This is a genomic window from Trichococcus flocculiformis (assembly GCF_900113645.1).
Classification (GTDB): Bacteria; Bacillota; Bacilli; order Lactobacillales; family Aerococcaceae; genus Trichococcus; species Trichococcus flocculiformis.
Genome location: NZ_FOQC01000010.1, coordinates 49,328 through 71,290, shown reverse-complemented (window position 1 = coordinate 71,290; position 21,963 = coordinate 49,328). Strand labels below are relative to the sequence as shown.

The following is a 21,963-nucleotide window of genomic DNA, read 5'->3' as shown; positions in this document are numbered from 1 at the left end:
GTGGCCAGTCCCGAACGGCCGGTCCTGGTCGATCATTACCTGATCGGACAAGAGCTGGAAGTCGATGCGATCTGCGACGGCGAAACCGTCCTGATCCCGGGCATCATGGAACACATCGAACGCGCCGGCGTCCACTCGGGCGACTCGATCGCTGTTTACCCGCCGCAGAATCTGTCGGCTGAACTGATCCAAACGATTGAAGATTACACAATCCGCGTGGCGCAAGGGCTGAACACCATCGGTTTGGTGAACATCCAGTTCGTCATCAGCAACGGTGTCGTCTACATCATCGAAGTGAATCCGCGCGCGAGCCGGACAATCCCGTTCTTGAGCAAAGTAACCGGCATTCCGATGGCGAAGTTAGCCACAAAAGGAATTCTGGGACTGAAACTGAAGGATATGGGTTACAAGACAGGTCTGGTTCCGTCGAAATCCGGCGTATACGTGAAGATGCCAGTCTTCAGTTTCAGCAAACTGAAGAAAGTCGACACGGTTCTGGGACCTGAAATGAAGTCTACCGGAGAAATCATCGGTAAAGATGTCAACTTGCCTAAAGCTTTGTATAAAGGCTTCATCGCATCCGGCGTGCACGTACCTGACTACGGCACAGCGTTGATGACGGTATCGGATAAAGACAAAGCAGAAGTCATTCCATTGGCGAAACGTTTGATTTCGTTAGGCTACCATATCGTTGCTACGACAGGTACCGGTAAAGCTTTGGAAGCGGAAGGAATCAAAGTCGACGTCATTGAAAAAATCAATGAGAACAGCAACGACATTCTTGACGCTATCCGTGATGGTCGTATCAATCTGGTCATCAATACAATGACGGAAGGTAAGACAAGCGAGACCGACGGATTCCTGATCCGCCGTGAAGCAGTCGAAAACAACATCCCATGTTTGACTTCATTGGATACAGCAGAAGCATTGCTGCAAGCGATGGAAACCATCCATTTCCAATTGGAAGACATGAGTAAATAAGCTATAAAGCAGAGAAGAGAAGCAGTTGCCTCATTGGGGCAGCCGCTTCTCTTTTTTTTGTCTTTGTCGGTCGTTGGACCAGGACGGTAACCTAAACACCCGAGACAGAGACGAACTGTCGGTCCGGCAAACCAAAAAATTCGCACAACCACAAAAAAACACCCTCAGAATACCGAATGAATCGCTTCATATCGGCATTTCTATGGGGTGTTTGCCTCATACTAGTATGGAGACGACGGGAGTCGAACCCGTGTCCAAGCATATCGGCACTTCCAAATCTACGCTCATAGTTAAACTATTGGAATTCGCCTTGAACTAGCCGTTTAACAGGCATTATTGTCGGCTAATCTGATTGATCTCTTCTGATTCCTCCAGATGGAAGGTCACAGCGTATCCCACATCATTGAGACCCTGATCTGAGTACATGGGCGATACCAGGAGGATCTTAGCTAGCTACAATTAAGCAGCGAAAGCTAAAGTGTTGTTTTGTGTTTTGTCAGTTGTATTTAACTGTAACGTTTTAGCGTAGACGTAACCTACGGAGCGCATCAAAAGCTCGACCTATACCTGTCGAATCCGTAACGTCCCCGTAATGGGAATGCACAGAGTTATCTTGCATTTCATATTATACGTCATCCATGCCAAAAAGCAAGTATTATGCACAAAATATTTTTGTAGCGTGCCGCAAGCCGCAAGTCAAAACAAGAATCCCAAAGCTGCGCAGAATCGAAAAGGAAGGATTTTGAAACTCGCAGGATTTTGGAGAGATTTCCCTAGAAGGGCTATCCTTTGAATTATACAGCCGATTTCTATACAATGTAAATAAGTGACAAGCACAACTATTAAGGAAGGATGGATAGAAATGAAACAAAGAAAAATGTTGATGAGTTTGTTCAGTCTATCGGCTACCGTATTATTGGCCGCTTGCTCCACGGACACTAACACCGAGGAAGCTTCTGTCGGATCGGAAAGTGTTTCGATGGAAAGCATGGTTGAAGAGTCTTCCTCCAGCAGTTCAGAAGGCATGGGGGATATGGTCCATGACGATTCCGGTGAAATTCCGGAAGGGTTGATGGAGGCGGAAAATCCGACCTATAAATTGGGGGACACCGTCATCATGCAAGCCGGGCATATGGAAGGCGCGGAAGCAACGATTGTTGGAGCCTTCGACACGACAGCCTATGAAGTTTCCTATGATCCAACTAATGGAGATCCAAGAGTGGAGAACCATCAATGGGTTATCCAGGAAGAAATCATGGATGCCGGTATCGATCCGTTTGGCGTCGGCAGTGAAGTGATGCTGGAAGCAGAGCACATGGAAGGCATGAACGGCGCTACTGCCATTATCGATGCCGCTGAGTCGACCACGGTTTACATGGTAGACTACATATCTACAGACACAGGTGAAACAATCAAAAATCATAAATGGGTGACTGAACAAGAGCTTGCGCCGGTAGCGGATCAATAAACATAAATTAATCGTTTGCGATAGCACCAAGCATCCGGATGATTCATCGGAAATATCCAAAAAAATGATAGTGCATCCATGTATCGGAAAGGGATGGTAGTCATGAAATTCGGTATGCGCAAACCGAGCCTGAAACGCTCATTGAAGGCTAGGACAACCGGAAAGATGAAGCGGGCGATCAAACGCAAGACTAATCCGTTCTATGGCAAACAAGGAATGGGCCTGATCCGCGACGCCAAAAGGACGGCCTACAACCGAATATATAAAAAAGCCACGTTCTCGATTTGGGATCTGTTCAAAAAAAGAAAATAAACCAACAATAAAAATGATCGTTTCCTTAACCGGAAAGCGGTCATTTTTTGTTTAGTGCAAAAATGCTCGCTCAATTCACGTTCATCCTGTATTCGTGCGGCGTCATAGCGTAGGCTTGTTTGAATTTTTGATAAAAGAAAGTGACATTCCTGTAGCCAATCTGTTCGCTGATGCTTTCTATCGGACTGGTGGTGTGCTTCAGCAGCATGTTGCCGATATAGGAGTAATCCGCCTATCTGTAAATATATATAATCCTGTTTTATGCACAAAATTCTGTATATATTTTGAAAAGAAGGGTATAATGAAAGCGTTACCTGATCAATACGGAATATAACCAGTATCTTATCCGATCGTTCAGGCTGACAATGACATAGGAGGCGGTTGCGATGACAATGAAGAAATTTCAAGTGGAGCTACCCGAAGATATGCTGGAAAAAATGAGAAAAGGCTATGCCGCAAAAAGAAAACAGGGCGGCTACGAAGTGAAAAATATCAGCGATGAAGAGCTGGCTGAATATTTCATGAGCATGGGCTTAAATTATGTCGACAGAAAAATATCCGAAATTCTCGATAAAGAAAATAAATAATCTATGAGAGAAGCAATCCAGCAGTGATTGCTTCTCTTTTTCTGCAATTAGTTATCATACGAATACAAGATAGGGCTTGCACAATCCAAAAATACATGGTACAATGACTTTAACATTTTGTGAAGCGCAGAAAAGAATTGTTTCAAAACATTCCGATTCGTAACGTTAGCAACAATGTATCATAAAGTGCAAGACGCACGAGGAGGATTTTCAATTATGGAACAAGGTACAGTAAAATGGTTTAACGCAGAAAAAGGTTTTGGTTTTATCGAACGCGAAAACGGAGACGATGTATTCGTACATTTCTCAGCTATCCAATCTGAAGGTTTCAAATCTTTAGAAGAAGGCCAAGCAGTAACTTTCAGCGTAGAAGAAGGTAACCGTGGACCTCAAGCAACTAACGTTGTTAAAGCTTAATTCAAATTAAACTTTTAGGAATCTGATCTTCGGATCAGGTTCTTTTTTTTGCATTTGTTCGATGGGTACAGAGCCTTATCCGGTTATGAAGATTTATGATATGATTGCAGTAAGCGCATATAGGAATTATTGTTACGTGCAAAAAAATGATTGAGGAGTGTGTTTGAGGATTGGCAAAAGAAACATTTTATTCCAGATTGGACAAACAAGAGAGGTACATCTTGCTTTGTTGCTTCTTTGTATTTGCGGTGAATGGCTTATACGGAATGATTTTGGGCTCAATGCTACCGTTGATAAGTGATGAGTATGGCCTAAGCAATACCGTAAGTGGTACGTTACTGTCCGCCCATTCACTTGGGAATCTCACTGCCGGATTTCTGGCGGGGATTCTTCCTGTCTATCTAGGCAGAAAAAAAGCAATCATCTTTCTGTGCAGTTTCGTCGTGGTGGGCTTTGCCATCATGATAATGACCGGAAATCCAGTCCTGTTGATATTGGGCTTCCTGTTTACCGGCATCAGCCGGGGAAGTATCTCCAATTTCAACAATAGTGTAGTCAACGAGGTGTCGGACAGCAGTCCTGCTGCCCTGAGTTTTTTGCACAGTATCTTCGCAGTAGGGGCATTGAGCGCACCTTTTTTGGTCATTTTTTCAACGCGATTGTTCGGACTTTCGGGCTGGAAGGTTGCTGCGGGCATTATCATTGTCTTGGCCCTCGTGTCTATGGTCCTTTTTTCGAGAATGAAACTCAGCGATAGTGCGGTGAAAAATAAGAATGCGACCTCCTATACTTTTTTGAAATTGAAAAGCTTTTGGGTCGGGGCAGGCATTCTCTTCTTTTATCTGTGTGCGGAAGCGTGCATCAACGGGTGGATGGTCAAATATTTTGTGGATTCAAATCTGATGACGACGGAATACGCGCAAGTCCTAGCTTCGCTCCTTTGGGTGGCGATGCTGGCCGGCAGACTGCTTACAGCCTTCTACGGTGACTTCTTTAAGAAGGGAACCCTTTTGCTGTTGACTTGTTCCGGGACGACAGTTTTCTATTTGTTGCTGCTGTCCACAACAAATGTCCGTTTGATAACATTTGCGATTTTTGGTGTAGGTTTCTCGATGGCCGGCATTTATCCGACGATCATCGCCGCTGTCGGGAAAACCTTGCAGACCTATCCCATGGCTTTGGGCACTTTGTTGGTCATCGGTGGTTTGGGTTCCATCATCATGCCGATGGTCACAGGGGCTTTATCCGATGCATTCGGGATTTTTGCCGGTATGAGCGCCGTCATCGTAGCTATTTTATTCTTGCTGGGCTTTGCCGGTAGCTATATCTTGGAGGAAATAAAATCAGAAAAGAGAGCTGAAGAAGCAAAAGAGATTTGACTGGAAGTGGATTCACGAAAAAAATAGAGAAACAGCCTGTCAGTTGTGGCTTTTATCAATAAAGTTGTCGTTTTTCAGATTGTTTGCCACTAAGTGTATAATTTTTCTATGCAAAACTATTCTTTTGTTGAAATAGTCCAAAAGAAGACCTTACAATACAACTAAAGGTTGGTAGCCAATTTAGTGTAGAGGAAGGTCTTCATGGAAAAAATTATAGCAGAAATTCACCACATAATAAAGGATTCAAATCATGTGCTTGATGCAGAAACTACGCTTCAGGCTTATTTCTCAGATCTTGCAAGTCAACTCATGAAGGAGGCCTTAGAGGCCTTGGATAGCGAGTTGTACGTTCCGTTTAAAGCGGAAGGATGGCGTATCGCCAACAGGGATTCACGCACGATTACTTTCACATTCGGTACAGTCGAGTTTATGCGTAGACGTTTAAAGAAGAAAGGTGAAAAGAGCTTTTTCCCACTGGATAACATCTGTGGCTTCAATAAAAGCGAGCGCTACTCTACCCTTTTACAAAAGCAAGTGGCCGAACTTGTGACTGGCAGCGTCTACCGCGGTGTGGCCGAAGCCGTCACTAAACTGACTTCGTTCAGCATGAGCCATGGAACAGTGGGCAATATTGTGAAATCGGTAGGAGAAAAGCAAGCGCAGTGGGAGAAACAAAACTTAGAAGAATACGAAGTGGCATTACCCGAAGAACAGAAAGAAGTACCTTTTCTCTTGGTAGAAGGCGATGGGATCGTCATTAAAGGCAAGGGGAAAAGAAAAGAAGAGATCCACCGAGTCCAAATAGCAGAAGGCGTCACAACAAGCGGGAAAAGAAAGAAACTGAAAAATCCGATATTTGTGTCATCGTTGAAATCAGCGAAAGATGCATGGGAGAAAGCAGCGATTTATTTAGGGAGTCATTACGATCTCAAAAATACGGTAGTCATTTCGAACACCGATGGTGGCTCAGGTTATCGGGCAGAGGACTGTGCCATGGCAATTGGTGTGTGTAAGGAACATATCCATCAGGTGGATCGCTATCACGTTCACAAAAAGATTAAGAGCCGTCTTTCTTGGTGTCCAGAGATGGAACTGCCGCTGAAAAAGGCCCTATGGTCCTATGATTGGGATTCGATTGCGATTGTGTTGGATACGATTGAAAGTAAAATCTCGCTAGAACAGGAGAAAGATCAAAAAGAGGAGTTACGACTTTTGGCAGCCTACCTAGAAAGAAACTGGGCGTATCTTCGTCCGTTAAGAGAAATCGAATCCTGCAAAGGAATCCGGGGAATTGGAAGCTGTGAAAGTAATCATCGACCTTACAGCTACCGAATGAAAGGTAATGGGAAATACTGGAGCCATGATGGCGCTCGGGCGATGGTCTCCATCATTGAAGGTAAGAAGATGGGAACCCTAGAAAAAGCGTTAACGGAGCCAGTACGCACCGTTCCGGAAAGTTTAGCGGTAAAACTGAAATTCGCAGTCAGAAATGCGTTAAAGAAACATTCTGGCAGAGAGAGGACACCCGCTAGACAGGCTGGTATACCAGCGATGAACGCGACCTGCAGCATGGGAATGATGAAGAAAATATTTGCGAGTTAATCAGAATTTTCTTCAAATCCTCCGGGAATACAGTGAATTACGCTTTTTGATTCACTGTATTCCCGGAGGGAAGGGCAAGCGACGCGCGCCAAAGCTTCAGGGACAATATTAAAACAATTTCAAATTGGCACTACAAGTAAGGTTTCTGAACTTTGCATAGAAAAGATTGACACATACTGTTTGCCATTTCGATTTGCATTATTGAATAAAGCATGATACAATGAATTTAACATTTTGTTGGGTTAGAGAAAAGAATTGCATTACGAAAATTCCGATCCGTAGCGTTAGCAACAATGTATGATAAAGTGCAATAGCACGAGGAGGATTTTCAATTATGGAACAAGGTACAGTAAAATGGTTTAACGCAGACAAAGGTTTTGGCTTCATCGAACGCGAAAGCGGAGACGATGTATTCGTACATTTCTCAGCTATCCAATCTGAAGGTTTCAAATCTTTAGAAGAAGGCCAAGCAGTAACTTTCAGCGTAGAAGAAGGTAACCGTGGACCTCAAGCAACAAACGTAAACAAAGCTTAATTCAAAATTAAACTTATAGGAACCTAGTCTTCGGATTAGGTTCTTTTTTTGGCATCAAATGGATCAATCTTCCTCCGAGGAAACAAATCTTCTCTTGAGAAGCGGATCGAAATATAGACAAATAAGCCTCAGGAAGCCGAAGCAGCATCGGATTCCTGAGGCTTTTGCTATTTTTTTCAGTATTTCTTCTTGGGATGGCGGTCGACGACTTCCGGATATTTTGCCAGGATCGCTTCGCCTGCCGGAGTGATGCGGTAGCCCCTCAGTGGGAATTGGGAGGCGAGCTGATCTTCGCTCAATTCCTGTTTAGCGAGCTTCATCAATTCCGGCTTCTTCATCTTAGAATACCCGGTTACTGCGTAGTGTTTCAGGATGGCTTTCAGGCCGGCTGCGTTCAGGTGGTCCAGCGAATCGGTCGCTGACTGTTCCACCGCATAGCCTTTTTCGATCACTTCATCCAAAGCTTGACGGCCATTGATACCGTAATTGTATTCGAAATATTTCGGATAAACGCTCTCGTTCGTGAAGGTGCCAAACTGAATGCGCCACAACAAGATCAAGTGTCCAGGTAGGATATCTTCTTCAAAACGGATTATATTGCGTTTTGGGACAAGCTGTTCTGACCCGATCCGGACGGCATTGAGCCAACCTTCCTTGTCGCGTTTTTCGGAGATGTAAGGCACTTCCGGATAATCCTGATAGAGCAAGAAAATATCCTGCACCGCTTGATCCTGCAAGTTCAAGTGGCTGTTTTGTTTTTCGATGTTGTTGGTATTCATAAAAATCCCTCCTACTCGTTCCTGTTTTTATGCTTCAAAATCAAAGGCGTAACCCATTCCTTTTTCGAGTGCTCTTCGGTAAACTTCTCCGGCGATCGCAACATCCATCGCTCCGGTGCCGATCGGGATGCAGAGGGTGATGCCCTGTGAAAGGTCGTCGGCATCTTTCTTTCCGACCGCTAATTCGCCCAACGTAGCAAAAATATTATTTTCGGATAATTGTCCTTCACCTGTCAGTTTTTTTAAAGCACCGCGATGGAGAGCTTGGTCCACATGGTCAACGATGATCTTGTCCGCCTTCAGGATGAGTTCATCCTCGATTTCCTGGAAAGATCCCAAGGGAAAAATGATGGTGCTCTGATTGATCAAAAGCGTATTGCGTTCTTCCATGGCCATTCTCCTTTAAATGAGATGTGTACAAAAGTATCTTTCCATTTGGACAGTCACATAAAGTATAGCATTTTTCGGAGCAGAACAAAAAATCGCAATCACCGGATGTCAAAAACTATCCATAAAATCATATCAATTGGAAAGCATTTTTTATTGGTATATACTGTGTGTAAGAATGACACAGTAATATGAGGTGAAGAAATATGGAAAAGAAATCCGAAAAGGCTAAGGTGAGAAAACCGGAACTGGTTTTCTATGCTGGATCGACATTGTTGGAAGGACCGCACTGGGATGCGCAGAACAACCTGATTTATTGTGTTTCCATCGAAGACAACATGATCTACGCCATCGACCCTGAAACTGGGGAGGTGGAGACCTACTTAACCGAAGGACCAGTGGGATGCGCCGTTCTCGATCAGAAGGGGATGATTCTGGAGGCTGAAAAAAGCGGCATTTTCCGGATCGATCCGCGGACGAAAGAAAAGCAACAGGTGGTAAAGGCACACGATGACGAACGGATGCGCTACAACGATGGGAAGCTGGATCCGCAAGGCCGACTGCTTGTCGGGACGATGGGCTATCAGGGCACCTATGAAGGGGAAGCCGCTTTATTCGCCATCGAAAAGGACGGCACGGTCCGAACAGTTTTGGATGGCCTCACTTTAGCCAACGGGATGGGCTGGTCACCGGCTGGAAAGACGCTGTATTTCATTGACACGCCGACCAAAAAAGTGGGCAGCTATGCTTATGATCCTGAAACAGGTGAAGCGATATTTGAAGAATATGTGATTGAAATTACCGATGGCAGCAACCCGGATGGCATGTGTGTGGACTTGAAAGGTATGATCTGGGTGGCGCAATACGGCGGCGAAAAAGTCTGCAGGTGGGACCCGGAGAGCGGCGGAAAGCTTGAGGAAATCCGGATGCCGGTTAAGAATGTGACGTCCTGCTGTCTGGGTGGGGAAAATTTGGAGTATCTGTATATAACGACCGCAAAGGATGGCGAAACGCAAGAGCCGTTGGCTGGCGGATTGTTCCGCGTGAAGTTGTCTTAGAAGAGGCTTCTCTGGTAAATCAAATCATTGGAAAAGGTAATTTTGTTTCACTATAATAAGAGTGTGAGGCGATTCAAAAATAAGAGAGGCGATGATTTTTATGGTGAAGAAGATCGGATTCTTGGTTGGCAGTCTGCGCGAAGAGGCCTACAGCAAAAAAGTGGCCTTGGCGTTTGCGGAACTGTTCCCGGACGGGTATGAAACTGAGTTGATGGAAATTGGCCATTTACCTTTGTATAATCAGGATTTCGACGATGTGGCGGGCATGCTTCCTGATGCATACACCCCGTTCCGTGAAGAAATCAAAAGCTATGATGCCTTTGTGCTTGTGACCCCTGAATACAATCGTTCCTATCCGGCGGCTTTGAAGAATGCCTTGGATGTCGGTTCGCGGCCTTATGGTGCCAACCTTTGGGACGGTAAGCCGGTCGCGGTCATCAGCCAATCCCCGGGTGCGCTAGGGGCATTCGGTGCAAATCATCACTTAAGGCAAGTGCTTGTTTTCCTTAATATGGTGCCTTTGCAGCAGCCGGAAGCCTATATCGGAAATGTCCACAAATTGTTGAACGAAGACGGTTCCGTTAAGGAAGAAACGACGAAAGAATATTTCCAATCAATTGTGGATGCTTTTGTCCAATTGATCGAAAGCACAGAACAACCGAAATAGTAAACGCTGGAAATACCCGTCCTCACGAAAAAGCGTGAGGATGGGTATTTTGTTTGTCTCGGTTCTTTTTTCCTCTGCTATAATGAAGGCAGACAACTATCACCCAGAAAAGGAAAAACAAATGGATAAACATACAAATAAACCTTCTTTGTCGGACAGACTGAAAGCACATGCGGCATCCAACAGCATTCCGATGCACATGCCGGGGCATAAGCGGAACACCGCGCTGCTCGGCACAGATCTTCCTTACAACATCGACATCACGGAAATAGACGGATTCGACAATCTGCACGGCGCGAGCGGCATCCTCAATGAATATATGGAAGAAATCGCAGACTTCTACGGTACCGAGCGCTCATTCTACCTCGTGAACGGCAGTACCTGCGGAATCTTGGCGGGAATCCGCGCCGCGATGAAACGCGGTGGCAAGATTGCCATCGCCCGGAATTGCCACAAGTCAGTCTACCATGCGATCGAGCTTTTTGGATTGGAAGCCGTCTATCTGATGCCTGAGATGGACGAAGCGTTTGGAATCTATGGTGGTATTGCGACTGCGAGCATCGCAGATACGCTAAAAACGCATCCGGATACGCAGTTGGTCGTATTGACTTCGCCGACGTACGAAGGCCTTGTCAGTGATATCGCGGCGATTGCGGAAATCTGCCATGCATACGGCATCCCATTGTTGGTCGATGAGGCGCACGGCTCGCATTTCAATCACTCGGAACATTTTCCGTCCAGCGCGACCGCACTGGGCGCTGACATCGTAATTCAGAGTCTGCATAAGACGTTGCCATCGTTGACCATGACGTCTTTGGCCCATCTTACTGGCGACCTGATCAGACCGGAAGAAGTGGCACGGCAACTCGCCATCTTCGAAAGCAGTTCACCGTCCTATGTATTGATGGCTTCGATCGACCGCTGTTTCCGCTTGCTGCGGGACGAGGGAGAGCAGCTATTCGAAAACTACAATCAAAGGTTAGCCGGCTTCTCGGAAAAAATGGAACAGCTACAGCATCTCAAGGTGCTTTGCCACGGGAACGATAGGTCGGCGCTGCACCCAACCTTTTTCGCCTTCGACAAAGGCAAAATTTTGATTTCGACGCAAGGAACCGGATTGACCGGACAGAAACTATCCGAAATGTTGCGGAGCGAATACCATATTGAAATGGAGATGGCTTACGGCGATCATGCGTTGGCGATGGCCAGCGTCTGCGATACGCAAGCCGCGATGGCTGCTTTGGCCGATGCGCTATTGGCCATTGACAACACGCTCAATCCGCATAACGGGGAGCATAGCTCAAATGACGTCACTTTAATTTTTTCCTTGCCTGAAAAGCAATGCGAAATCTGGCAGGCCTTGGAATCGGAAAAAGTAGATTGCCCGATTGAAAACGCGATAGGGCAAATGGCAGCCGAATACGTATGGGCTTATCCGCCCGGAATTCCTTTGCTGGTGCCTGGGGAACGGATCAGCAATGGGTTTATCCGCCAAGTCCATACGCTTTTGGAAAAGGGAACAAAGGTCTACAGCGATGCCGATGGGCTTCCGAAAAATATCCAAATAATGCATCACGAAAGCCTTGCTCACTAACTTGCATTTTGATAGTTATTGGATGAATCACGATAGCGATAAAAACGGTCACTATGCTGATAGGACGGTAGATTGACGGGCTAACAATTTGTTGGTAAAATTAATCACAAAGGGAGCGTTTTTCTGTCAAGCAATATGCTTCCTTAACCTATTTCAGAGGAGATGTCGTTATGAAACGAATCGTAACATTAAGCACCCGCAACCTGAAGGATACTGCCAAACACGGCGGCTGCGGCGCATGCCAAACATCTTGCCAATCCGCATGCAAAACTTCTTGCGGAATCGCTAATCAGAGCTGTGTGAACCCTAAACAAGCAGCGAAGTAAAAAAGAGTCCGCCTGACTGATTTCAGTTAGGCGGCAATTTTATGGACAAAAAGGAGTTTGAAACCGAAATGATTCATCAATATAAACTGAATGGATATAATATCGTAATGGATACCTACAGCGGTGCTGTGCATGTCGTGGATGATCTTGCCTTCGACATCATCGCACTCTATGAAGCAACGCCAATCGAAGAAATCGTCACGATGATGTTAGAACAATATGCGAACGACCCTGAAATCAACGAACAAGAAATCCGTGATACGCTGTCGGATGTTGAAGAATTAAAGGCCAACGGAGAATTGTTCACGGAAGACATGTACCAAAACCTTTCCGTCGACTTGAAGAACCGCCAAACCTTCGTGAAGGCTCTGTGCCTGAACGTGGCGCACACGTGTAACCTGACCTGCGATTACTGTTTCGCGAGCCAAGGCAAGTACAACGGCGACCGGGCGATCATGAAATTCGAAGTCGGCAAGCAAGCAATCGATTTCCTGCTTGAGAATTCCGGATTCCACCGTAACTTGGACGTCGACTTCTTCGGCGGTGAGCCGTTGATGGCTTGGCGCGTTGTGAAGCAGATCGTCGAATATGCGCGCAGTAAGGAAGAGGAGTCCGGGAAGACTTTCCGTTTCACTTTCACAACGAACGGCATGCTGTTGAACGACGAAATCAATGAATTCCTGAACAAAGAAATGTACAACGTCGTATTGAGCTTGGACGGGCGCAAGGAAATCCATGACCGTCTGCGCCGTACTGTTAACGGAAAAGGCAGCTACGACTACATCTTGCCGAAATTCCAGAAATTCGTGGAAGGGCGCGGCGACAAGGAATACTACGTCCGAGGCACTTACACAGGCAATAACGTCGATTTCACAAACGATATTTTCCACGTCGCTAATCTTGGATTCGACAAACTGTCGATGGAACCAGTCATCTGCGATCCTTCAGAACCTTACGCTTTGACGGAGAAACATCTTCCGGCACTGTACAGACAGTATGAAATCCTGGCGGAGGAAATGCTGAAGCGCGGCGAAGAGGGCAATGATTTCACTTTTTACCACTATATGCTGGACCTTTCCGAAGGCCCGTGCATCCAGAAACGTATCTCCGGCTGCGGATCAGGAACGGAATATATGGCTGTCACACCTTGGGGCGAATTGTTCCCTTGCCACCAGTTCGTCGGCGATGAAGAATTCAGCTTGGGCAACATCTGGGATGGCGTGACCAAACCGGAACTGCAAAGCCAATTCAAGGAAGTCAACTGCTATTCCAAACCGGAGTGCCAAGATTGCTGGGCAAAATTGTATTGCAGCGGCGGTTGCCCTGCAAACTCCCTGCATGCAACAGGTTCACTGAAAGGCAATTATGAATTCAGTTGCGACCTGTTCCGCAAACGCGTGGAATGCTCGATGATGGTGAAGGTCGCGGAATCGATCCGCGAGATGGAAGCCGAAGCGATGGTTGCCGAGTAATGGAATGAAGTAAAGAAGTGTGCGGCGGATTCGTAGCCGGCGCGCACTTCTTTTTGTCGCGGAGACATGCGGCGTGCGGCGCGGCTGCTCCTCCGGTAAAGACGTCTTTAGCCGGAGAATAAATTAAAATACCGCCACTACATCCGGGGAAGCCACCCTAACCGGAGGAAACAACTGATATGTTAGCCGGACCTCCGGCGAGACCGGCTCTCGCCGGAGCAAAAAGCAAAAATACGAAAAAGCAAAAATGTTAGCCGTATCCCCGGCTGAAAAGTCAACAGAAAAAAACCGCACAATCGCCCGATTGTGCGGTGCGGTTCAACATTTATTCCCTTATTTCTTGTTCAATTCTTCCAGGAAGGCAACGATCCTTCGGCAGCCTTCGATGACATTCTCATTGCTGGCGGCGTAGCTCATGCGGAAATAGCCGACTCCTGATTCGCCGAAAGCCGATCCAGGGATGACGCCGACGCCGGCTTTACGCGCGAGGTCGATGCAGAAGTTCCAATCATCGTCGCCGTATTGCTCGGGAATGCGCGGGAACAGGTAGAAGGCACCATCCGGATTGTTCATCTTCAGACCAGCAGCAGTCAGACCTTCCAACAGGATGTCCCGGCGTTTGCGGTAGGCAGCTTTCATCGTGGCTGTCACTTCATCGCCGTCGCGGAAGGCAACGCCAGCCGCCATTTGTGCAGGCGTGGAACCGCATGTGACCAGACTTTGGTGATATTTCAAAATTTCGCGGATCAAGTCTGCTTGGGCAGCGACAAAGCCGACGCGCCAGCCGGTCATCGCATAGCTTTTCGAAGTGCCATTGATCACGATCGACTGCTCAGGGATAAACTCGGCAATGGATGTATGACCACCGTCGTAGGTCAGTTCGCTGTAGATCTCATCGCTTAGCACGAAAACATCATATTTCCTGATGACCGCGGCCAATGCTTCGACTTCTTCTTTTGTGTAAGTCGCGCCGGTCGGATTGTTGGGATAGGTCAGCACGATCATCTTCGTTTCCGGATTCGCATCCAACGCCGCCGTCAAGTCTTCCGGTGTGATCAGGAAGCCGGTCTCCGAAGTGTCGATCTTGACGCTGTGCCCGCCCGCCAAATGCGTAACGTATTCATACTGCGGAAAAGCCGGCGATTGGATGATCACCTTATCGCCCGGGTTCATCAGCGCGAACATCGAGGCGGTGATCGCTTCCGTTGCGCCGACCGTCAGGACGATGTCGGTCTCCGGGTTGTAGTGCAAGCCGTATTTCCGCTCCATGAATTTTGCGATTTCCTTGCGGGTCTCGAGAACACCGGCAGAAGGGGCATAGTGCGTTTGATTCTGGTTCAAAGCCTCTGTGGCGGCAGCCTTGATGAAATCCGGCGTATCGAAATCAGGTTCTCCCATCGTGAAACGGATCAGGTCCTTCACATCACTGATGGCGGCGTCGAAGTTACGGATGGGCGATCCTTTCAGTTGCTTGACAAAACGATTCGTTTCTCTACTCATAATTTATTATCTCCTCCAGATGAAATATCCTTGATCTAATGTATAGCCGAACATACGCCAACCGACTGCTGACGTCCAAACTCATGAAAATAACATAACACGATTGCAGGCGTATTTCTATGCAAATTTGTATACTCCGGGGTGAAAATTAGAAATCCGCGAGTTTAATGAGCGTTTTCACATAGGGGCGGCCGGTCCTTCCCGGCACTTTCCGATCCGGAGCCCCGTTCGTATCCAAACAATTATCTCAAAAACACGTAAAGGACAAGCGGAAAGAAGCTTCTGTGCCAGAGCGGTTGACAGGATTGCCGGATAAGTGTACGATTAGAAAAATAAATGAATCGCCAAGCGAAAAGAGGTCGCGGCTGGTCAAGAGTACCGCAAGGGAAAGGGACGGTCGCCGAAGCATGCGAATGCTGGACCCAGGTTGAACAAATGTGGGGCTGTTCCATTGTCGTTGCCCGATGACAAAGGATTGCGCTTTAGCTTGGTTGGGCGAATGCAGGTCTCCGTAGCCGTAAGCACTCGCTTACCGCTATTTTTTTTGCATTTCAGGAACAAACGGTCGTCCGCCGCATAGGGCAAAAACAGGTTGGCATGCTATAATGGGCATGTTGGAACAGAAAAAAATGATCGGGAGGAAACATAAAATGAGCGAACTATTATTGACAGATGCTTATGAAATCGCTGCTTACATCAAAGCTGCCGAAAAGCAAACACCCATAAAACTTTACATCAAAGGGGATTTTGAAAATCCTGCCTACGAAGGCTTGAAATTCTTCGGAAGCGGAGACAGCTACACAGTCTTCGGAGACGCTTCAGCGATTTATCCTTTCTTGGAAGCAAACAAAGACAAGATCAAGGATCAAGTCATGGAATACGACAGACGCAATTCTGCGATTCCGCTGTTGGACACTACCAAAATTGATGCACGCATCGAGCCTGGCTCATTCATCCGTGATCATGTAACAATCGGCAAGAGCGCTGTCATCATGATGGGTGCGGTCATCAACATCGGCGCAGTCATCGGCGAAGGCACAATGATCGACATGGGCGCGGTAGTCGGCGCACGCGGCACGATCGGCAAAAACTGCCACATTGGAGCAGGCGCAGTGGTTGCAGGTGTTCTTGAGCCACCATCGAAATCACCAGTCATCATCGAAGACGGTGTTTTGGTCGGCGCGAACGCTGTCATCATCGAAGGCGTGCACATCGGCGAAGGCGCTGTTGTCGCAGCTGGCGCGATCGTATTGGAAGACGTACCGGCTAACGCGGTAGTTGCGGGATCCCCTGCAAAAATCGTGAAGATGAAGGACGAAAAGACAAGCGAAAAAACTCAATTGTTGGCTGACTTAAGAGACTAATAACTACACGCGGAGGGACCAGGTGAACAGCATGCAGATTGCAGAATTATACGATACGGTGAAAACGATCAGAAGGGAACTCCATCAGATTCCGGAGATCGGTTTCGATCTGCCGCTGACTTCGGAATACGTCCGCCAGAAGCTGGTGGCGTTCGGTTATGAACCGATCAGCACCGCCGAAACGGGCTGGGTAGCAGTTCTGGAGGGTAAGTCCCCGGTAGCGGTTGCTTTCCGTGCGGATATGGATGCCCTTGAGGTAACCGAGGAAACTGGAGCGGATTTCGCTTCCCTTCACCCTGGAAAAATGCATGCGTGCGGACACGATGGGCATATGGCCCTGTTGTTGGGTTTCGCGAAATACCTGAAGTCCCTGCCGATGCTGGAAAAATCACTCGTTTTGGTCTTCCAGCCCGCTGAGGAAGGGCCAGGCGGTGCGAAATGGATCATGGATTCCGGGATCCTGCAGGAGTTGCAGGTCGAAAAAATCTACGGTTACCACCTGTATCCGAGCCTGCCGGAAGGTATTCTCGGCTTGGCCAAGGGTCCATTGATGGCGCGCAACGGTGAATTCGACATCACGCTTGAAGGCGTCAGCTCGCATGCCGGGCAGCCGCACTTCGGCAAGGATGCCTTGATCGCCGCCGCGCAGATCCTGCTTTCGGTCCAGAACATTCTGGCCCGCGATCTCGATCCGCTGCAACCAGCTGTCGTGAACATCGGTACGCTGCATGCCGGGGAAGCCCGCAATATCGTGGCCGGAAAGGCTGAATTGACAGGGACGATCCGGAGTTACGACAAGGCGGTCTATGCTTCCATCAAGGAACGCCTTGCCGACATCTGCGCCGGCATCGAGCGTTTGAGCGGTGTCATCTGCACGTTGGATATCCGCGATTTCTATCCGGAAGTCACAAACGATGCGGACATGATCGGCACCTTGATGGACGCTTTGCCGGTCGATGCCTACGAGGTCGTCAAACCATTGATGCTGGCCGAGGACTTCGCTTTCTACCAAGAAAGCATCCGCGGCGCCTTCATCCTGCTCGGTACCGGCCGTCCCGACATGGGTTGGACGCATCCGCTCCACAGCAGCCGCTTCAACTTCGATGAGAAGGTGTTGCTGAAAGGGATCGCATGTTACGACCTGATCCTGGAAAAGGAAGGGCTGAAGGGCTGAAAGCCAACAGCAAATCACCGAACACATAATAAGACCAAAAAGCACCCTCACTGGGGTGCTTTTTGCTTTCGAGGCGGATGATGATTGCCGTCCTCCGGTGAGGGGGGTTCGCCGGAGGACAGGACCGCATTCAGACGTGCTCCTCCGACTAGCATAAGCCTCCTCGGAGGAGTGGCCGGTATTACCGGTCAGCTTGCATCGCCGTCCTACGATGAAGGCGTTCTTCACCGGAGTTCCAGGTGGCAACATAATCTTTCTGCCCTGATGAACTGCTGCAATATTGCGCCACATCCAATAAAATTGTAAAGGTTCGATTAAGTTGATGGATCGCAAAAGCAATTTCTCCGCAAAAAAGGTACAATAGAAACATATACTGTATGAAAGAAGGGGAATTATGCAAAAGAAGAGATTATCCGCATTTCTTTTAGGATCAACCGCGTGGCTGCTTGTCGCTTGCCAAAATCCAGCAACAGATACATCAGCTACCGAGAAGGCGACAAGCAGCTCACAAGTTCAATCCGATACACAAGCAGCCAGCGAAGCGAGCGATCAAGCAGCTTCCAGAGCCAGCATTTCGGAAAAATCCGAGAGTGTCCAGACTCAAACACCGTCGGCAAGCAGCCTTACTGCAGATTCCGCAACCAGCGTTGGCACTGACCAAACCGCTGAGCAGGCTACGCTGATCACTGAAGCAAAACAGACAATCACGCAATTGACAGGTTATGTCGAAAGCGAAGTGTACTTGTTCATTGTCGAATCAGTCGAGGGGAATGAAGTCACCATCAACGTCCGCGAAAATGGGGCCGAAGTGTCCAGTTCCGTCGGTTTTTACCGCTATAACGGCGAAACCGGGGAATTGTTGGAAATGGATATCGTCACCGGCGAATACGTCCGCCATCCTGCACAATACTGATGGGTCGAACGGTAGAGAATAATAAGGAGTGATGATGATTTTCGATTTAGGATTATTGGCAAAAATATTTGCAATCAATTTGAGTTATGTGACGCTGAATACGATCCGCTTCATGCTGACGATGAAGGGTTACCGCATCTTGGCTCCGCTCTTGAGCATGGTGGAGATCGTCATTTATGTATTGGGTCTGTCGATGGTCATGAACAGTCTGGACAATCCGCTCAACCTGGCGGCCTATGCACTCGGCTATGGCGCCGGCATCGGTATCGGCATCAAAATCGAGGATTGGCTCGCACTCGGTTATACGATGATTACGGTCATGACACAAGATGTAAGCAGTACGATGCCGAATCAACTGCGCGATCTCGGCTACGGGGTCTCCAGCTACCGAGCCAACGGAAGAGACGGCGAGCGCCTTGTGCTCGAAATCCTGCTGACACGCAAGGCCGAACGCCACCTGCAAAATAAAGTGTTGGAAATCGATCCGAAAGCTTTCATGGTATCATACGATCCGAAGTACATCCATGGAGGTTTCTGGTCCAAGCGCGTCCACCTCGGCAAATAATGAATGAATAAATGAATGGACAAGGAAAGGGGAAACGACATGGCAGAACTTGTGAAACTGGGAAGAACCGACCTGCTGATCCATCCGATCGGGCTGGGTGCGAACAAAATCGCCGCAGCCGATCCGGAAACGAACACCGAATACGGCGGTGACGTGCTTTTGAGCGCGATCAATAAAGGGCTTAACTTCATCGACACGGCGTTTATGTATGGAATGGGCACTTCCGAAACGATCATCGGCAAGACATTGAAGGAACACAACCTGCGCAATAACGTGGTCATCGCCACAAAAGGTGCACACGAGGTGACTGAAGCGGGAATGGTCCTGAACAACAATCCGGGTTTTCTGACGGAGCAGGTCGAAAACAGTCTGAGACGTCTGCAGACCGATCATATCGATCTTTACTACATCCATTTTCCGGATGAAGCGACACCCAAAGCCGAAGCTGTCGGCGCGCTGCAGCGATTGAAGGAACAAGGAAAGATCCGTGCCATCGGCGTCTCCAATTTCAATCTGGAGCAGCTGAAGGAAGGCAATGCTAACGGCTACATCGACGTTGTCTAGGATGAATACAACCTCCTGAACCAGTCGGCCGAAGAAAATCTATTTCCTTACTGCCGCGAACAGGGCATCTCCTTTATCCCGTACTTCCCGTTCGCATCCGGGCTATTGGCCGGCAAGTACACGGAAACTTCGGTTCTGTCGGAGAAACAACAGCAGCGTCCGCAGTTCCAAGGTGATACTTATCTGGATATCCTAAAACGCGTGGATCTGATTCGGCCGCTCGCTGTGAAGCACCACACTGGTCTGCAGAATATCGTTCTGGCCTATTATTTGACCAAAGACGTCGTCGACGCCGTCATTCCTGGCGCACGCAACCGGCAGCAAGTGCTTGAGAATTTCGAAGCCGCTGAAGTCCGTCTGGATGCAGCGGACATTGCTTTGATCCAGCAGGCTTTCCCGGCATCATACCGCTTGCCGAAATGATTTTCTGTTCATCAAAATGCTTACATTACAAAATGATGAAAAAAGCATTTGACATTCATTAGTATCAGGCATAGAATTACATCATAATCTAACAAACAAAAGGGGGAGAATGAGAATGGATGCGACTTGCGGAATGTGCACACTACAGAACAAAAAGAGAGCGTTGTTCTCATTCGATGCCCTAGTCATTCTAGAAGTGAATTAGCCCAGGGTTCTTACTTATTACAAGTAGAGTCCTCTTTCCGTTTCATTGGGCTCTCATAAAGAATGAGCCTAATCACAGAGGCTCATTCTTTTTTTTTCAGTATGACAGGTAAATAATAGAGATATGGAGTGGTTTGGATGACAGAAATGACACAGACAGAAGAACAAAAAGCGTTGAACATCGATTGGAAAAATCTAGGATTCAGTTACATCAAGACGGATTACCGCTTCATTTCTTATTGGAAAGACGGCAAATGGGACGACGGCAAAATGACGACCGACAACAAAGTCCACATCAGCGAAGGCTCTCCGGTACTGCACTACGGCCAATCCTGCTTCGAGGGGATGAAGGCGTACCGCACAAAAGATGGCAGCATTAACCTGTTCCGCCCTGAAGAAAACGCCAAGCGGATGATCAACAGCTGCCAACGACTGTTGATGCCAGAGTTTCCGGTTGAAAAATTTGTCGAAGCGGCTAAAGCGGTCGTAAAGGCGAATGAGAAATGGGTTCCGCCGTACAACACAGGCAGCACACTTTATCTGCGTCCATACCTGATGGGAGTCGGCGACAACATCGGCGTCAGCCCGGCGACCGAATACATCTTCTCCATCTTCGCGATGCCGGTAGGCCCTTACTTCAAAGGCGGCTTGACGCCTACGAACTTCATCGTGTCCGACTACGACCGCGCCGCACCGCATGGTACGGGTGCAGCGAAAGTCGGCGGTAACTACGCAAGCAGCTTGCTGCCCGGTAAAGAAGCGCATGATCGCAACTTCAGCGACTGCATCTATCTTGATCCGGCAACGCACACGAAAATCGAAGAAGTTGGCTCCGCAAACTTCTTCGGCATCACGAAGGACAACCGCTTTGTGACACCGAAATCGCCCTCGATCCTGCCGAGCATCACCAAGTACTCTTTGTTGTACTTGGCCGAGCACCACTTGGGCATGCAAGTCGAAGAAGGCGATGTCTACATCGACAAGTTGGATGAATTCAGCGAAGCCGGCGCGTGCGGTACCGCGGCTGTCATCTCACCAATCGGTGGCATCCAGCATGGGGACAATTTCCATGTCTTCTATTCGGAAACGGAAGTCGGCCCGGTGACGCGCAAATTGTATGAAGAACTGACCGGCATCCAATTCGGCGACATCGAAGCGCCGGAAGGTTGGATTGTGAAAGTGGACTGATCCGATTGAACGAAATGCAGCTCTCCCAAAGCTTTTATGCTGGCGGAGGGCTGTTTTTTTGGTTCTGGCTGCCGGAACAGGTCGTCAGCTCCGGCAAGGGAGCGCTAGCCGGAGAACAGCGAGCGTGCCGGCGACCAGCTCCGGCGAGCGAATGTTGGCCGGAGGAGAGTCGTTATCCGGGGGCCGACCTCCGGCGAAGCCGAGCAGGCCGGAGGTGACATTTTCCTGGGATTGCCAGCTCCGGCAAGGGCCGTCTTCGCCGGCGGAAAACGCTAGCGCCGGTGAGCGGGTCGCTCCGCGGAGAACAGCGTGCGTGCTGGCGACCAGCTTCGGCGAGCGAATGATGGCCGGAGGAGAGTCGTTATCCGGGGGCCGACCTCCGGCGAAGCCGAGCAGGCCGGAGGTGACATTTTATCGGGATCTTCATCTCCGGCAAGGGCCGTCTTCGCCGGCGGAAAACGCTAGCGCCGGTGAGCGGGCCGCTCCGCGGAGAACAGCGTGCGT

At 48.4% G+C, this 21,963-nt stretch carries 22 protein-coding genes, 1 other RNA gene, 1 pseudogene and 1 riboswitch; of the genes and pseudogenes, 19 read left to right on the top strand and 5 right to left on the bottom strand.

The annotated features are described in order from the left end of the window. A partial coding sequence (locus BMZ71_RS06055; protein WP_143071396.1) for an ATP-binding protein occupies positions 1–981 on the top strand: 981 nt, incomplete at its 5' end. A gap of 224 nt (positions 982–1,205) precedes the next feature. Here the strand turns inward: BMZ71_RS06055 and ssrA are convergent. Then, positions 1,206–1,570: a transfer-messenger RNA gene (gene ssrA, locus BMZ71_RS06050) on the bottom strand. Between the two features lie 273 nt (positions 1,571–1,843). Between ssrA and BMZ71_RS06040 the strand changes: the two genes are divergently transcribed. Together BMZ71_RS06040 and BMZ71_RS06035 are read left to right on the top strand one after the other, a co-directional pair. Next, entirely contained in the window at positions 1,844–2,449 is a 606-nt protein-coding gene (locus BMZ71_RS06040) for a YdhK family protein (RefSeq protein ID WP_086988179.1), read from the top strand. A gap of 102 nt (positions 2,450–2,551) precedes the next feature. Continuing rightward, positions 2,552–2,761: a hypothetical protein gene (locus tag BMZ71_RS06035; protein ID WP_086988178.1), complete on the top strand. Its 210-nt coding sequence runs from the start codon at positions 2,552–2,554 to the stop codon at positions 2,759–2,761. 70 nt (positions 2,762–2,831) lie between these two features. Here the strand turns inward: BMZ71_RS06035 and BMZ71_RS15525 are convergent, their stop codons facing one another. Beyond that, on the bottom strand, positions 2,832–2,969 hold the full coding sequence (locus BMZ71_RS15525) for an AraC family transcriptional regulator (protein ID WP_086988177.1): 138 nt from the start codon (positions 2,967–2,969) through the stop codon (positions 2,832–2,834). 178 nt (positions 2,970–3,147) lie between these two features. On the opposite strand from BMZ71_RS15525, the gene BMZ71_RS06025 reads away from it, so the two are divergent. From BMZ71_RS06025 to BMZ71_RS06005, 5 genes are all read left to right on the top strand, one after another. Continuing rightward, the gene (locus BMZ71_RS06025) at positions 3,148–3,348 is read left to right on the top strand and encodes a hypothetical protein (RefSeq protein ID WP_086988176.1); all 201 of its coding nucleotides are present in this window, start codon (positions 3,148–3,150) and stop codon (positions 3,346–3,348) included. Positions 3,349–3,564: 216 nt separating this feature from the next. Next, positions 3,565–3,765 carry a cold-shock protein gene (locus tag BMZ71_RS06020; RefSeq protein ID WP_068561095.1) on the top strand — a complete coding sequence of 67 codons (201 nt, stop codon included), beginning with the start codon at positions 3,565–3,567 and terminating at the stop codon, positions 3,763–3,765. Between the two features lie 170 nt (positions 3,766–3,935). Next, complete coding sequence (locus tag BMZ71_RS06015) at positions 3,936–5,144, top strand: MFS transporter (protein WP_086988175.1); 1,209 nt, start codon at positions 3,936–3,938, stop codon at positions 5,142–5,144. Between the two features lie 201 nt (positions 5,145–5,345). Further along, positions 5,346–6,746 (top strand): ISLre2 family transposase, encoded by a 1,401-nt coding sequence (locus BMZ71_RS06010; protein WP_086988174.1) that lies wholly within the window; start codon positions 5,346–5,348, stop codon positions 6,744–6,746. Between the two features lie 334 nt (positions 6,747–7,080). Then, entirely contained in the window at positions 7,081–7,281 is a 201-nt protein-coding gene (locus BMZ71_RS06005) for a cold-shock protein (RefSeq protein ID WP_068561097.1), read from the top strand. 176 nt (positions 7,282–7,457) lie between these two features. On the opposite strand, the gene BMZ71_RS06000 is transcribed toward BMZ71_RS06005, so the two are convergent. Next, entirely contained in the window at positions 7,458–8,060 is a 603-nt protein-coding gene (locus BMZ71_RS06000) for a hypothetical protein (RefSeq protein WP_086988173.1), read from the bottom strand. 27 nt (positions 8,061–8,087) lie between these two features. Continuing rightward, complete coding sequence (locus tag BMZ71_RS05995) at positions 8,088–8,450, bottom strand: hypothetical protein (protein ID WP_177187517.1); 363 nt, start codon at positions 8,448–8,450, stop codon at positions 8,088–8,090. 203 nt (positions 8,451–8,653) lie between these two features. Here BMZ71_RS05995 and BMZ71_RS05990 point away from each other — a divergent pair, with 203 nt between their 5' ends. The 5 genes from BMZ71_RS05990 to scfB all read left to right on the top strand — a co-directional run bounded on the left by BMZ71_RS05990 (position 8,654) and on the right by scfB (position 13,564). Beyond that, a complete protein-coding gene (locus tag BMZ71_RS05990) occupies positions 8,654–9,505 on the top strand; it encodes an SMP-30/gluconolactonase/LRE family protein (protein WP_086988171.1) in 852 nt (283 codons plus the stop codon). Positions 9,506–9,605: 100 nt separating this feature from the next. After that, positions 9,606–10,172, top strand: coding sequence for an NADPH-dependent FMN reductase (locus tag BMZ71_RS05985; RefSeq protein WP_177187516.1), 567 nt, complete (start codon positions 9,606–9,608; stop codon positions 10,170–10,172). A gap of 121 nt (positions 10,173–10,293) precedes the next feature. After that, the gene (locus BMZ71_RS05980) at positions 10,294–11,766 is read left to right on the top strand and encodes an aminotransferase class I/II-fold pyridoxal phosphate-dependent enzyme (protein ID WP_177187515.1); all 1,473 of its coding nucleotides are present in this window, start codon (positions 10,294–10,296) and stop codon (positions 11,764–11,766) included. Between the two features lie 170 nt (positions 11,767–11,936). Then, positions 11,937–12,092 (top strand): six-cysteine ranthipeptide SCIFF, encoded by a 156-nt coding sequence (gene scfA / locus BMZ71_RS05975; protein WP_086988169.1) that lies wholly within the window; start codon positions 11,937–11,939, stop codon positions 12,090–12,092. A 41-nt stretch (positions 12,093–12,133) separates the two neighbouring features. Then, the gene (scfB, locus tag BMZ71_RS05970; RefSeq protein WP_218142773.1) at positions 12,134–13,564 is read left to right on the top strand and encodes a thioether cross-link-forming SCIFF peptide maturase; all 1,431 of its coding nucleotides are present in this window, start codon (positions 12,134–12,136) and stop codon (positions 13,562–13,564) included. A 333-nt stretch (positions 13,565–13,897) separates the two neighbouring features. On the opposite strand, the gene BMZ71_RS05965 is transcribed toward scfB, so the two are convergent. Next, the gene (locus BMZ71_RS05965) at positions 13,898–15,064 is read right to left on the bottom strand and encodes an aminotransferase class I/II-fold pyridoxal phosphate-dependent enzyme (RefSeq protein WP_086988168.1); all 1,167 of its coding nucleotides are present in this window, start codon (positions 15,062–15,064) and stop codon (positions 13,898–13,900) included. A gap of 345 nt (positions 15,065–15,409) precedes the next feature. After that, a riboswitch (Lysine riboswitch) is annotated at positions 15,410–15,555 on the top strand. A gap of 159 nt (positions 15,556–15,714) precedes the next feature. On the opposite strand from BMZ71_RS05965, the gene dapD reads away from it, so the two are divergent. From dapD to BMZ71_RS05935, 6 genes and pseudogenes are all read left to right on the top strand, one after another. Then, positions 15,715–16,428, top strand: coding sequence for a 2,3,4,5-tetrahydropyridine-2,6-dicarboxylate N-acetyltransferase (gene dapD / locus BMZ71_RS05960; protein ID WP_068561102.1), 714 nt, complete (start codon positions 15,715–15,717; stop codon positions 16,426–16,428). 31 nt (positions 16,429–16,459) lie between these two features. Then, the gene (locus tag BMZ71_RS05955) at positions 16,460–17,602 is read left to right on the top strand and encodes a M20 metallopeptidase family protein (RefSeq protein ID WP_086988265.1); all 1,143 of its coding nucleotides are present in this window, start codon (positions 16,460–16,462) and stop codon (positions 17,600–17,602) included. A gap of 394 nt (positions 17,603–17,996) precedes the next feature. Next, positions 17,997–18,515 carry a hypothetical protein gene (locus tag BMZ71_RS05950; protein WP_086988167.1) on the top strand — a complete coding sequence of 173 codons (519 nt, stop codon included), beginning with the start codon at positions 17,997–17,999 and terminating at the stop codon, positions 18,513–18,515. 34 nt (positions 18,516–18,549) lie between these two features. Continuing rightward, entirely contained in the window at positions 18,550–19,080 is a 531-nt protein-coding gene (locus BMZ71_RS05945; protein ID WP_086988166.1) for a DUF2179 domain-containing protein, read from the top strand. 15 nt (positions 19,081–19,095) lie between these two features. Continuing rightward, a pseudogene (locus tag BMZ71_RS15285) lies at positions 19,096–20,067 on the top strand (aldo/keto reductase). Positions 20,068–20,418: 351 nt separating this feature from the next. Then, a complete protein-coding gene (locus BMZ71_RS05935; RefSeq protein WP_086988264.1) occupies positions 20,419–21,459 on the top strand; it encodes a branched-chain amino acid aminotransferase in 1,041 nt (346 codons plus the stop codon). Positions 21,460–21,963: the final 504 nt, after the last annotated feature.

Excerpts from the sequence above, each read along its gene's own strand:
- BMZ71_RS06040 (WP_086988179.1), top strand. The coding sequence starts at position 1,844 with ATGAAACAAAGAAAAATGTTGATGAGTTTGTTCAGTCTATCGGCTACC.
- BMZ71_RS06035 (WP_086988178.1), top strand. The coding sequence starts at position 2,552 with ATGAAATTCGGTATGCGCAAACCGAGCCTGAAACGCTCATTGAAGGCT.
- BMZ71_RS15525 (WP_086988177.1), bottom strand. The coding sequence starts at position 2,969 with ATGCTGCTGAAGCACACCACCAGTCCGATAGAAAGCATCAGCGAACAG.
- BMZ71_RS06025 (WP_086988176.1), top strand. The coding sequence starts at position 3,148 with ATGACAATGAAGAAATTTCAAGTGGAGCTACCCGAAGATATGCTGGAA.
- BMZ71_RS06020 (WP_068561095.1), top strand. The coding sequence starts at position 3,565 with ATGGAACAAGGTACAGTAAAATGGTTTAACGCAGAAAAAGGTTTTGGT.
- BMZ71_RS06010 (WP_086988174.1), top strand. The coding sequence starts at position 5,346 with ATGGAAAAAATTATAGCAGAAATTCACCACATAATAAAGGATTCAAAT.
- BMZ71_RS06005 (WP_068561097.1), top strand. The coding sequence starts at position 7,081 with ATGGAACAAGGTACAGTAAAATGGTTTAACGCAGACAAAGGTTTTGGC.
- BMZ71_RS06000 (WP_086988173.1), bottom strand. The coding sequence starts at position 8,060 with ATGAATACCAACAACATCGAAAAACAAAACAGCCACTTGAACTTGCAG.
- BMZ71_RS05995 (WP_177187517.1), bottom strand. The coding sequence starts at position 8,450 with ATGGAAGAACGCAATACGCTTTTGATCAATCAGAGCACCATCATTTTT.
- BMZ71_RS05990 (WP_086988171.1), top strand. The coding sequence starts at position 8,654 with ATGGAAAAGAAATCCGAAAAGGCTAAGGTGAGAAAACCGGAACTGGTT.
- BMZ71_RS05985 (WP_177187516.1), top strand. The coding sequence starts at position 9,606 with ATGGTGAAGAAGATCGGATTCTTGGTTGGCAGTCTGCGCGAAGAGGCC.
- BMZ71_RS05980 (WP_177187515.1), top strand. The coding sequence starts at position 10,294 with ATGGATAAACATACAAATAAACCTTCTTTGTCGGACAGACTGAAAGCA.
- scfA (WP_086988169.1), top strand. The coding sequence starts at position 11,937 with ATGAAACGAATCGTAACATTAAGCACCCGCAACCTGAAGGATACTGCC.
- scfB (WP_218142773.1), top strand. The coding sequence starts at position 12,134 with ATGGACAAAAAGGAGTTTGAAACCGAAATGATTCATCAATATAAACTG.
- BMZ71_RS05965 (WP_086988168.1), bottom strand. The coding sequence starts at position 15,064 with ATGAGTAGAGAAACGAATCGTTTTGTCAAGCAACTGAAAGGATCGCCC.
- dapD (WP_068561102.1), top strand. The coding sequence starts at position 15,715 with ATGAGCGAACTATTATTGACAGATGCTTATGAAATCGCTGCTTACATC.
- BMZ71_RS05955 (WP_086988265.1), top strand. The coding sequence starts at position 16,460 with ATGCAGATTGCAGAATTATACGATACGGTGAAAACGATCAGAAGGGAA.
- BMZ71_RS05950 (WP_086988167.1), top strand. The coding sequence starts at position 17,997 with ATGCAAAAGAAGAGATTATCCGCATTTCTTTTAGGATCAACCGCGTGG.
- BMZ71_RS05945 (WP_086988166.1), top strand. The coding sequence starts at position 18,550 with ATGATTTTCGATTTAGGATTATTGGCAAAAATATTTGCAATCAATTTG.
- BMZ71_RS05935 (WP_086988264.1), top strand. The coding sequence starts at position 20,419 with ATGACACAGACAGAAGAACAAAAAGCGTTGAACATCGATTGGAAAAAT.